The sequence below is a fragment of the Paenibacillus sp. UNC217MF genome, assembly GCF_000686865.1.
Taxonomy (GTDB): domain Bacteria; phylum Bacillota; class Bacilli; order Paenibacillales; family Paenibacillaceae; genus Paenibacillus_B; species Paenibacillus_B suaedae.
Window position 1 is genome coordinate 513,126 of sequence record NZ_JMLT01000003.1, and the last position, 11,394, is coordinate 524,519.

9 protein-coding genes are annotated in these 11,394 nt (G+C 48.1%); 1 reads left to right on the top strand and 8 read right to left on the bottom strand.

All coding sequences use genetic code 11. The features are described 5' to 3' along the window. Positions 1-2: 2 nt before the first annotated feature. The 3 genes from BP95_RS0102470 to BP95_RS0102480 all read right to left on the bottom strand — a co-directional run bounded on the left by BP95_RS0102470 (position 3) and on the right by BP95_RS0102480 (position 2,302). Positions 3-464, bottom strand: a complete 462-nt coding sequence (locus tag BP95_RS0102470; protein WP_021256872.1) for an S-ribosylhomocysteine lyase — start codon at positions 462-464, stop codon at positions 3-5. A 93-nt stretch (positions 465-557) separates the two neighbouring features. Next, the gene (locus tag BP95_RS0102475) at positions 558-1,238 is read right to left on the bottom strand and encodes a methionine ABC transporter permease (RefSeq protein ID WP_021256873.1); all 681 of its coding nucleotides are present in this window, start codon (positions 1,236-1,238) and stop codon (positions 558-560) included. Continuing rightward, positions 1,235-2,302: a methionine ABC transporter ATP-binding protein gene (locus BP95_RS0102480; protein ID WP_028531314.1), complete on the bottom strand. Its 1,068-nt coding sequence runs from the start codon at positions 2,300-2,302 to the stop codon at positions 1,235-1,237. Before BP95_RS0102480 ends, BP95_RS0102475 begins: the two co-directional genes overlap by 4 nt. Before the next feature lie 249 nt (positions 2,303-2,551). Here BP95_RS0102480 and BP95_RS0102485 point away from each other — a divergent pair, with 249 nt between their 5' ends. Beyond that, on the top strand, positions 2,552-3,787 hold the full coding sequence (locus BP95_RS0102485; protein ID WP_028531315.1) for a chitinase: 1,236 nt from the start codon (positions 2,552-2,554) through the stop codon (positions 3,785-3,787). 229 nt (positions 3,788-4,016) lie between these two features. Here the strand turns inward: BP95_RS0102485 and BP95_RS0102490 are convergent, their stop codons facing one another. From BP95_RS0102490 to BP95_RS0102510, 5 genes are all read right to left on the bottom strand, one after another. Then, positions 4,017-4,952, bottom strand: a complete 936-nt coding sequence (locus tag BP95_RS0102490) for an S-layer homology domain-containing protein (protein ID WP_028531316.1) — start codon at positions 4,950-4,952, stop codon at positions 4,017-4,019. Positions 4,953-4,991: 39 nt separating this feature from the next. Beyond that, positions 4,992-7,991, bottom strand: a complete 3,000-nt coding sequence (locus BP95_RS31720; RefSeq protein WP_028531317.1) for an Ig-like domain-containing protein — start codon at positions 7,989-7,991, stop codon at positions 4,992-4,994. Between the two features lie 111 nt (positions 7,992-8,102). Beyond that, positions 8,103-8,909, bottom strand: coding sequence for a carbohydrate ABC transporter permease (locus tag BP95_RS0102500; protein WP_021256877.1), 807 nt, complete (start codon positions 8,907-8,909; stop codon positions 8,103-8,105). Continuing rightward, positions 8,906-9,784 (bottom strand): carbohydrate ABC transporter permease, encoded by an 879-nt coding sequence (locus BP95_RS0102505; RefSeq protein ID WP_081677106.1) that lies wholly within the window; start codon positions 9,782-9,784, stop codon positions 8,906-8,908. Before BP95_RS0102505 ends, BP95_RS0102500 begins: the two co-directional genes overlap by 4 nt. A gap of 140 nt (positions 9,785-9,924) precedes the next feature. Next, positions 9,925-11,244 (bottom strand): ABC transporter substrate-binding protein, encoded by a 1,320-nt coding sequence (locus BP95_RS0102510; RefSeq protein ID WP_028531319.1) that lies wholly within the window; start codon positions 11,242-11,244, stop codon positions 9,925-9,927. Positions 11,245-11,394: the final 150 nt, after the last annotated feature.

Genomic DNA, 11,394 nt, shown 5'->3' on the forward strand with positions numbered 1-11,394 from the left:
GATTACAGCACTCTTTCAAACGGATCTCTGCTAATTCCCGCTTCCAGCACAATCTTCGCATATTCTTGCGCAGAGAAGAGAGAATGATCCTTGTAGTTGCCGCATTCCAGAGCCGATACAGCCGGAACCTCTGTTGTCTCCAATACACGCTTCAGCGTTCTCTCCAAAGCGGAAGCAATCTCTTCCGGACTGTGCTCGTTCCACAGAATCAGATAGTATCCCGTTCTGCATCCCATCGGAGAAATATCGATAATCCCTTTAATCTCGTCTCTCATATATGTAGCGAGCAGATGCTCAAGCGTATGAAGCGCTGCCGTTGGAATTGCGTCTTTATTTGGCTGCAAAAAGCGCAGATCGTATTTTTGCACGGTGCTGCCTTTCTCATCATGTTCAACTCCTGCTGCTCTTACATAAGGAGCCTTTACGATTGTGTGATCCAGTTGGAAGCTTTCTACTTTTGCCATTGTTCTTCAGTCCTTTGTCTGTAGTTTGTATTCTATTTAATCCAGTACGCACCTAAGGAGCATACTGCATAAATCAAGTTCACTAATCCGTTGCTAATGCATCGTCTTCTTCGTAAAATAGTCGCCAATGAATTGGCACACAAACACCAGAATTAAGATCAAAATGGTAGCAACTATGGTGATATCATTTTGGAACCGATTATACCCCTTGCTAATTGCCAGACTGCCCAAACCACCCGAGCCAATCGCACCCGCCATCGTCGTCAGCCCGATCAAGTTAATAACCGTCACGGAGGAAGCCCGGATAATCGCATTCAAACCTTCCTTCAAATAGACACGGAACACGATCTCAATCGGCCCTGATCCCATTGACTGAGCTGCTTCCACGATCCCAGGATCTACCTCTACCAGCGCATTTTGAATTTGTCTCGCATAAAAAGGAACGATCCCGATAACTAACGGCACAATTGCTGCTTGCATGCCGATCGATGTCCCCGCAATAAGGCGGGTAAGCGGAACGACAACCGCGATAAGAATAATAAACGGAATAGAGCGAAATAGATTAATGACTTTGTCCAAGACACTGTAAACGAGCTTGTTTTCTAAAATCCCGCCCTTATCAACTACAATCAAGGCTACACCTAGCAAAAGGCCGAAAAGTACCGAGAATAAGGAGGTTACGAACACCATGTAAATCGTTTCATAGATGCTGATCAGAATCTCTTCTCTTAAGTTCCAAATGTTTGGAAAGTTATTCATCAAAAACTCACTCATACCGTTTCACCTACCTTAACGTTCTGCACAAGACGGGAATCAATCATTTCCACCGCAACTTGAATCGACTGTAAATATTCGAGCGCCGCTTCTAGATCGCTAGTTGATCCCGACATGACCACAATCAAATTGCCGATAGGCGTTTGCTGCAATATCTCCACATTCGCATATAAGATATTGGTCGTCACCCTGTAGCGAGCGGTAAGCGCGGAGATAATCGGCTCGCTTGTGCTATCGCCAATGTAGGATATCTTGCACAAAATATCGTTGCCTTTCAGCTGTACCAATGACGGATGCTGGGAGAGCTTCTCCAACGTTTGTTCAATATGAGTAGCCGTGTTAATAAAATCCTGAGTTAACGCATTTTGCGGACGGCTAAAGATTGACACGATATCTCCCTGCTCAATAATCCGACCGTCTTCCATTACGGCAACCTTATTGCAAATTTCTTTGACCACTTGCATTTCATGCGTAATGAGCACGATCGTTAACCCTAAAGTTTGGTTCAATTTCTTCAATAATTCCAATATGGATAGTGTGGTTTTAGGGTCTAAGGCGCTCGTCGCTTCATCGCATAATAGGATTTCCGGATCATTCGCCAGCGCTCTGGCAATCGCCACCCTCTGCTTCTGTCCCCCTGACAATTGAGAGGGATACGCGTCCAATTTATCTGACAAGCCTACTAATTCGAGCAAATCCTTAACCTTTTGCGAGCGTTCACGCTTCGAAAGCTTGGAGCTCTTTAAGGGATAATCTACATTGTCATAGATCGTTCTGGAATTCATCAGGTTGAAGTGCTGAAAGATCATTCCGATCTTCCTCCTAGCTGCCCGCAGTTCCTTGGGGCTCAGAGCCAGCAAGTCCTGACCGTTCACCTCTACACTCCCTGATGCAGGCCGCTGCAGCAGGTTAATGACACGCACCAAGGTACTCTTCCCCGCTCCGCTGTATCCAACAATGCCGTACACGTCACTTGCGTTTACGTGCAGACTAACATCCTGTACAGCAGTAACCGATTGAGGGCCCGTGTCAAACGTCACCCAAATATTCGATAATGAGATCATGATGTCCAACCCTTCCTGGTCGTTCTATGTACTGCCGAATTACCGAAAATTTTATTTCCGTAATTATACACCAGAATAGTCGGAATTACTATATGTAAGTATCATCATACCTTCAACTATATTTTTTCGCTGCTTGTTGAGGTCGGTCTTCCAATTTCGTCTCTTTTACTTGTCATATTCCAAAATGAAAGCGATATAAATATGTATCAATAAAACTTGCACGTATTCGATTATAAAGGGGATGTATTGATGTCCAACGTTTCGTATCCGCTTTCAAAGAAATGGATTCGGTGCACACTGCTGCTGACGCTCTGCTCCACGCTGCTTCTCACCTCACTCGGCACAACTGCCTCTGCCTCGGCTGCTGACGTTACTTCCATTTCAGGCAAAGCTGATATTGTATACCTGCTTGATGACAGCTTGTCCGTTGGCGACAGCCGCATTCTGACCAGACAACAGATTGAATCCCAGTGGGATGGAATCGATCCTGACTATACCGCAGACAAGGCGGTTGAGGCCGTCCGATCCGCACTCCCTGAGAAGGAATACGAAGCGTTATTCCCAATGCGCCTTGGTTCGAAAGAATGGCATGCCTTCAACAAAGATAAGAAAGACTATAATCCCAATCAGACCGACTATTACTCCTATCAAAATCTCATCAATGCCGTCAGCCTTGTAGCCAATGTGAAATACAAAGTTTCGTATCGGGAAGGCAACTATTCTGCTCAAGAAATTTATCGTTTAGAGAAAAAGGGCAAAACCGAAACGCTCATTGTACGCTCCGATGACTTCAATACACCAGAAAACAAGACTAAGCGCATCATCACGCAAATCGTCGATTACGGCGCCTTCTTGAATGAAGGATTGGAGAAGGATCGCAAACGCGATCTCGCGGCGCTGCTTGCCAATCTGTCTCATGAGACTGGCGGAGGTTGGGACACCGCTCCGGGAGGTATGCTGCGCTGGGGGCTCTATTGGAATGAGAACATCGCTGGCAGAACGGGGCAGAATAAATCGGAGTTCGTGGACCCTGCCAGCAGCAAGGAATATCCGGGTGTTCCAGGCAAGAGATACTATGGCCGTGGGCCAATCATGCTGAGCTGGAATTTCAATTACGGGTTAATGAGTGCCATTATATACGGAGATAAACATGTGCTGCTTCGAAATCCGGAATGGATTGCGGCCGACGGCAAGCTTGGTTTTGCAACCGCTATCTTATTCTGGATGACGCCGCAAGCCCCGAAACCTTCCGCCCATGATGTTATGATTGGCAGATGGAAGCCCGCTACGGAGGAAAAAGAAAAAGGATTAGGTTCTGCAGGATTCGGGGTTAGCATCATGGTACTGAATGGACTGGAAGCTAATCTGGATGAATCGAACGGCGCCATCAAGCGCCGCACAGGTCATTATTTGGACATTACAAGTAAAATGGGTGTGGATGTTACAGGCGAGAAGCTCAACACGCTTGGGATGCAGCCTTTTTGATCGTATGGAGAAGCAAGATAATAGCCAACTTACCAACAACAAGATCGAGGAGCATTCACATTCAGGCATATAATCATTCAAACATCAAATCAATTCAATCATTTAATCGACATCCATTTTACCAAAAAGCAACATATAGATCAGAAACTATCAGTTCAGCTACCATGTAAAGCATGAACAGCCTTCCCTATTAAGAGGAGAAGGCTGTTGTCATGATCATCTTCTGTACTTACTTCTGCAATACCATCGGAATCATGCGATACAAAACTAACGCGGCTTCGGCACGACTCGTTGTTTTTTTCGGCAAAAGCTGCTGATTGGATCCTTCGATCAATTTCAGCTTCACAAGTGCTGCTGCACTCCGCCGCGAATAATCTGCAATTTGCTCACGATCCGTAAATGTATTCAATGCATCTTCATTTTCCGACCCATTAATGACCTTCATTTGCAGCAGCGCACGCTCGATGATGGTCATCCACTGCTCCCGCGTCACTTTTGCCTCAGGCTGAAACTCTTTATCCGTAACCCCCTGAATAAGCCCAGCTTTTTTGGCTATCGCGATGTCATGGTAGTAGGATGCGGATGGATCAACGTCAGCAAAATTCGAATCCGCTTCCGCAGTAAGGCCGAGCATACGAACGAGCATGACAACGAGCTCAGCACGTGTTATCTCTTGTTCTGGCGCAAATCGATAGGACGATACGCCATCCAGCACACCGCGTGAGGCAAGTGCTTCAATAGCCTCTTTCGCCCAAGCCTGCTTCTGCAAATCCGTGAACTTTGCTAACTTGTATACAACTTTGTAGTCCTCGTCGTCGTAACCAAGGAACTTCACTTTAAGTACTGAAGGATCATAGTAGCTGAATACAACCGGTGTGGTGCTCCCATCTCCATTCACCCGGACGACAGTTAAATAGTGTGGATGCTGCAGTTGTTCAGTTGTCGGTTCATATGGCAGCTCCATAAGTTGTATCTCTCCGTGCTCCTTGTCAGGCTTAGGCTTCTCCGGTTCTATCACTGATGGCGGTGATGAGGAATTACTGTTGGAACTGTTTCCGCTTCCTGAGCCCTTTCCATTTCCATTTACTTTGTCTGACCCCTGATCCACCTTCACCGTAACCGTGGCCTCTGCCTTTAATAGCGTCCCTTCAACAGCTCCCTTCACCGTATTGCTGCCAACCTTGCTGTAAAGACTAGCATCAATCTAATCCCACACAACTGACACCTGCGCTATCGATAAGTCTGAATACGTCGCCGTTACGACAGAAGGCATCGCTGGCGGTGTTCCGACTACTGTCTCTACGAATACTGGTGATAGACTCGTAATATATGGTGTCTGTGCAGGTGACTCCTTGACATGAACCGTCGCGATCGCTTGAAGATCCGTACCTGCAACTGATCCCGTCACCGTAAATGTTCCAACCTTCGCATACTGTTCAGCCTCAATTGGATTCCATTTGACAGATATCTCCGCTACCGTTAAATCCGAATACGTCGCTGTCACGACTGTCGGCAGCACTGGAAGCTTCCCGACTTCCGTATTCACAACTACCGGAGCAACACTGATAATGTGAGGCTCTCCAGCTATAACGACAGGGATTGCTGCAGTCTCGGCCGTTACGCCATCATAATTTCGTGTCACTTGCAAAATAAGATGAACGATCTGATCCGCAGCTGGACGAACAATCGTACCATCCGGCCGAATAACCGTCTCGTTGTCCGACGATTTGATCGAGACTGTGAAGCCCTGCGGTACAGAAGGAAGCGTTACGTACTTGTCGTTTTTCCCAGGTGGTTGAATAGAAGTAATCCAGTCTGCAATCGAATTTGGAGTGATGGACTTCACAATAATCGATCCCATATCAGGGGCATATTCCGTCGGATTATATAAGGTAATGGAGTTCGAGCCTTTCTTCAGCATAATCTGAATGGTTTTGAGCTGTGCTTTATTCCAATCCGTCCCCGTCAGTGGCACTTCGATCCCTTGCTCCTCATTCGCCCGCACGAACACCGAACGAGGCACGGCGGTTGCATACTCGATCTGCAATTCATAGATGCCATCCCCAGGCACGGTGACTTGTTGAAAGGTAACGGTGTTGTAGTTTCCAACAGGCCCGCCGACAAATCCAACCACACTCCCGGTCATAAACGCGCCATTGCTTCGCAGTACCGCATTTCCTGTCAATACGGCATTCTTCGCATCATACACATCGTTGATATTCACAACGCTTCCTGGCGGCACGATAACAGGGATTGCAGTCGTATGGGTACTCACACCGTCAACCCTCCGCTTTACTTGGAAAATAAGAAGAACTTCTTCCTCTTGGCTCGTTGGCGATATGAGCCCCGTGTGGTCAATGATATCCGGACGCTTGGATTCAAGCAGCTCGATCTCATAGCCCTCCGGCACTGGTGGCAGCGTTAAACGAGTCGCATTCTTCGCAGGCGCTGGAACTGACTTCAATCCCGCAGCGATTGTCTGTATCGGATCCAATGGTTCCTGATTCGCTGGCGTAATGGAAACCGCTGACCCCGCAGCTATCGATAAAGTGACGGTGTCCCCAGCAGTCGGCAGTCCTCGCTCAATCGATCTCGGCAGTCCCAAGCCGATCTCGAATACGTCAACCGCCTGCACGCCCGCCCATCCAGCAGGCAGCTTCCAGCTTCTATCCTTGTAGCCATCCTGGCTGAATGCGATAATCTCCAGCTTATCCTTACGCCATAAGGCAGGTACGAACATCTCTGTACCATCTGCAATCGTTACATCACCGTGCTTCACGACGCGTTTGCCGTTCTGCTTAGAGCTCGTCACTCCATCTGAAAATTGCACAGTGTCCGTTGCGCCATCGTAACTTAGGCGTTCGTACTGATTGAGATACTGCCAGAGCAATGTTGTCGTACTGAATTCCTGCAAAAATCCCGTCAGCCTCACCTTGTCTTTTTTGACAATGTCTTCGCCATGCATGCTCGTGCCGAACAACTCATTGCCACCCTTTCCACCGACAGCAAGCGCTGCTGGCAGCTTCATCTGACTGTCGAACGAACGCCAATCCGCCCACCACGCCATCGGCTGCAGACCGAATAACGGATCACCGCGGTAGCCATGGAAATACTCGCTCGTAACGTCCATTCCTTTATCACGCCAGTATCGCATAATCTTTTTCTGCGTGTCGCTCTCCTGACGATACGTTGTCTTATGATACGGATCCGCATATCCGACGGAAGGCACCCATTCCGTTGGACTCGTTACGAATGCATCGATATGGATCGTCTTCCCTCGAAGCAGCTGAGGGATCTTGACAAGCAAGTCATCGATATTGCGTTGGAATACTCCTGCTCCCCAAGCACGTGTTAGATTAATTTTATAACTCTGGCCACTTACCCAATGGCCTCCCTTTATAAGCTCACCGTTCTCTTCCTTGCGAATGAGATCCTTATTGACGAATTCCTCCCATTGCGGGCTATCTTGATAGGCGTCCGTCATATTGATGTGGAAGCTGATCGTCGTATTGTACTTCTCCGCCTCATCCATGAACCATTTCAGGCTGTCCAGCGCCGTAGCATCACCTGGTCGCTTCAGCTTCGGATTGACGACATTCCAATCTGGATATTTCGAATCGTGGCCATCATGCTGCCAGCCAACCAAATAGATGATTTTCGGCATGCCGCGCGTCATGTGATCCACCTTCTTGATCGCTTCCAGCGCTTCATCCAGCGTTAATTCTATTTTCCCGTTGTCTCCCAAATATAGCTTCATCGTTAAAGTGCCAGTGTAATCTCGCAAAAATGGCCGCGCAGGCTCAGGCTTGATCGTCAGCTTCAATGTATCTGTCAAGCGAATACCGTCTCTAACTACTTCCACGCCGATCTGGACTTCACCAACATCCTGTGTCCCTGCCCTTGCTAGTCCATCATCCCCAATGGTAAACATGTCGATAGGAGCGCTATATGCAATTGTCGTCTTTGCATCATGCCGCAAGTCAATCTCACTGCCATCCTTCAACCAACCCGTCACCTGCAGCTGCGTCACACCGTCCAAAGGCACTGCCATATCGTCGGCGGACAGCTTAACCGATACAAGTGGATTGTCATTATCGGCTGCCCCTTGGGCTTGAATCGTACCGCCGCTAGTGAATAAGCCGAACACCATAGCAAGAACAAGCGCTAATGAAGTGATCCTTGCACTCGATTTCTTCCTGAACATGATTAACCCCCTTCGCATTCCTAGTTGTTGTAGCCCCGTCCTTGTTGCCTTGATCTTGGTTTCTTTGTAACTTGTTTACCTTGACCATACCACTTTTCCTTGCTGTTGCTGCTACCCTTTAATCGCCCCGTCTACCATCCCTTTCACGAAATATTTTTGCAGAAACAAATACACGACCGTGAGCGGCAGCATCCCAATAAAGCAGCCCGCAGCGACCCAACTAATATTGCTATGGAACTGCGAGACGAAGCCCGACAGGGCAACCGGAATCGTCATCATCTCTTTCTTCTGCAAGAAGAATACGGAGAATTGATAGTCATTCCACACCTGCACACCGATCAAAATGACCACTGTAGCCGTGATTGGCTTCAGCAAAGGGAAAATAATTCGCAGAAAAATTCCGTACCGGCTGCAGCCGTCGATCAGCCCCGCCTCGTCCATCTCTCGCGGAACCGTACTGATAAACCCGGTAAACAAAAATATCGTCATCGGCAGCGCAAAAGTGACTTGTGTCAGAATAATCGCCCAGTATGTATTGATTCCGCCTACGTCTACGATGAATTTGTACAAAGGTACGAGAATCGTCAATGCTGGGACAATTAAGCATGAGATGCACAGCGTGTACACGAATTGATTCCACTTGGTCTGATGGCGAGCAAGCGGATACGAAGCACACGCACCGATGAACACGACGAGAATAACCGCAGTAACCGTGATAATCCCATTGTTCATAACAGCTCTTCCTAGCTGAGCATCCTGCCATGCATGAATGAAATTATCCACTTGGAGCTGCTGCAAAGGCATCCATTTGCTGCTTGTATCTTCTATTGGTTTGAAGGACAGATTGACTAAAATGTAAAAAGGGATGCTGTGAATCAGCACGATGAGTACTAGCGCAATATATTTAGCAATCTTCACACATCCACTTCCTTCCGACGAAGCAGTACAAGTGATGAAATACTGATGACCGCGATGATGATGAACATCAGATTCCCGAGCGCTGCCGCGTATCCCGCATCCTGACGGGCGAAATACAGATTGTACATCATCGTGGACAAAGACTGCGTCGCATAGCCTGGTCCGCCGTTCGTCATCGCTACTATGACGTCAAACAGCTTCAAGCCCCCAATGAGATTAAGCACAATATTGATCGTAATTGCCGGCATAAGCAGCGGAAGCGTAATCCGCATGAATCGGCTCCACCAGCCAGCGCCATCGATATTGGCCGCTTCGTGATACTCTTTCGAAACAGACTGTAAGCCTGCCAAAAAAATAATCATCGCAATGCCCATATACTGATACGTGTTAACCAGGACAATCATCCATACCGCACGTGAGCCGTTCGACAGCCAATCCACGGCCTCTCCGCCAAATAAACGGATTGCATCGTTCAGCGCCCCGCCGTCGTACTGAAAGAAGAAGTAGCTGATATAACCCATTATTAATGGGCTGATGATTACGGGAAGGTACACGATCATTCGGACGATCCCTTTCCCTCTTAGCTTCTGATCCAGAAACAAGGCGTAAGCAAGACCCATCACATTTTGAAATACCGTGCTTCCGAAGCCGTAAATAAACGTGTTCAGAATCGTCTGGACAATCTTCTTGTCCGACAGCATTAGCCGATATTTGTCGAAGCCTACCCATGCGTATTGCTGCGAATAGCCGTCCCAATTGGTGAAGGAGATTTTAACTCCCTGGATTAGAGGATAGAAAATGAACACGGCAAACAGCACTAGCGCCGGGACGTACATCAGATTGAGTATTCCAGCAGAATGAACCCATCTGACCATGAAGCCCGAACGCAGCTGCACTCGTCCTTCATGCGTGGCTTCCATCTTCGACGGACTTCTAGCCATATGCATCCCCCTAGATGTGAAAATAGACCCGCAGCAAGACAGATGCAGCCGCGGGTCGATGAATTGCCTATCTGTTATTTAGCAGCACGTAATCTTTCATATTCCTTTTTCATATTTTCCGAGAATTCTCGAGGCGTAATGCCGCCAGCCAGCAGATCCTGGCCGTTCTTGCACATGACGTCCCACATCCCGTTCGGCAAATACACTCTGTCAAAGTACGGGAACACGCGCAAATCTTTGAACTTCTCAAAGTCAGCAGTCAAGCTGCCCGCGTTGGTGGCTACTCCATCAAGTCCAGGAGGGAGTACATTTGCAGCGGCGACCAAGGCTATATTCTCCGGCTTGGCGTAATAGGCCACGAATTTACGAGCCGCCTCGCTGTTCGGGGAATCCTTCCACACGCCCCATGTCGTCTTCTCTCCACCTACAAGCGTTGGCGCATCGCCAGCTGCTACCGAATGAATCGGCATCAAGCCTGCTTTCAGATCAGGATTCAACTTCTTTGCTTCTTCGATAAGGAACGGACCATATATCCCGAATGCAGCTTTTCCTTCTGCGAAGGCTTTAGCGGAATCGCTATATTTCGCAGTCAACACATCCTTGTTCAAATATCCTTTCTCTTGCAAGGATAGGAACATTTGCGGCAGTGCGTCGAATCGGTTCCAATCAAAGGTTCCGTCGAGCAGTTGTGCTCCATCATTCTTCTCAGGGCTTATAAAGACGGACGTCGCATAGAAATCGAAAAATTGTCCGATCGGCCATGAATCCGCGCCTCCGATATGAATTGGCACGACTTCTCCATTACTCTTCGTCTTGATTTCTTCCGCGGCCTTCATCAATTCATCCCATGTCATCGGAACCTGTATGCCATACTTCTCCAGCACTGATGAATTGTACACAGGCCCGCCTTTATCTTGATCCATAGGGAGCACGAACACTTTCCCCTGATCGTCGGTTACAGCAGGTTTGATGGAGGCGTTAAGCTTGCTTGCCCATTCTTCGTCCTTCAGGTCAGCTAAGTACGCTCCGTAACGTACCTTGGCCCATCCGTGAGTCGCGAATACATCTGGCAGTTCATTGGATGCCATTTTCATTTTCATAATGTTCTCATACTCCGCTCCTGGAGCACTGAAATCCACTTTAATGTCTGGATTGTCTTTCATAAATTGATTGGCGATCTCCTGGAGCACCTTCGCTGGCTCGCCAACCACGTTCGTCATAACCGTAAGATTGACCCCGGTTCCTCCCTTGCTTCCTGCACTCTGACCGGGGGCGCTGCTTGATGCCTTCCCTCCAGCTGCATCCCCGCCCGTACTTGCTGTTCCGCATGCCGCAAGCAGACATGCTGCGATAACAAGCAGTGTGAGCATCTTGAACCAATTGTCCCGTTTCATCTGTATCCCCCTTGCCGACGATATGGTCGTTGATTCCGTTTTCTGTATAGAAGATACCATTTATGATTGCGCTTTCATATGCTATAAACCTACAATTACTCCGCTCATTTCTACACTGTCGATTTTCGTATTGACGAACCTGCAAGGAGT

Excerpts from the sequence above, each read along its gene's own strand:
- BP95_RS0102470 (WP_021256872.1), bottom strand. The coding sequence starts at position 464 with ATGGCAAAAGTAGAAAGCTTCCAACTGGATCACACAATCGTAAAGGCT.
- BP95_RS0102475 (WP_021256873.1), bottom strand. The coding sequence starts at position 1,238 with ATGAGTGAGTTTTTGATGAATAACTTTCCAAACATTTGGAACTTAAGA.
- BP95_RS0102480 (WP_028531314.1), bottom strand. The coding sequence starts at position 2,302 with ATGATCTCATTATCGAATATTTGGGTGACGTTTGACACGGGCCCTCAA.
- BP95_RS0102485 (WP_028531315.1), top strand. The coding sequence starts at position 2,552 with ATGTCCAACGTTTCGTATCCGCTTTCAAAGAAATGGATTCGGTGCACA.
- BP95_RS31720 (WP_028531317.1), bottom strand. The coding sequence starts at position 7,991 with ATGTTCAGGAAGAAATCGAGTGCAAGGATCACTTCATTAGCGCTTGTT.
- BP95_RS0102505 (WP_081677106.1), bottom strand. The coding sequence starts at position 9,784 with ATGGTCAGATGGGTTCATTCTGCTGGAATACTCAATCTGATGTACGTC.
- BP95_RS0102510 (WP_028531319.1), bottom strand. The coding sequence starts at position 11,244 with ATGAAACGGGACAATTGGTTCAAGATGCTCACACTGCTTGTTATCGCA.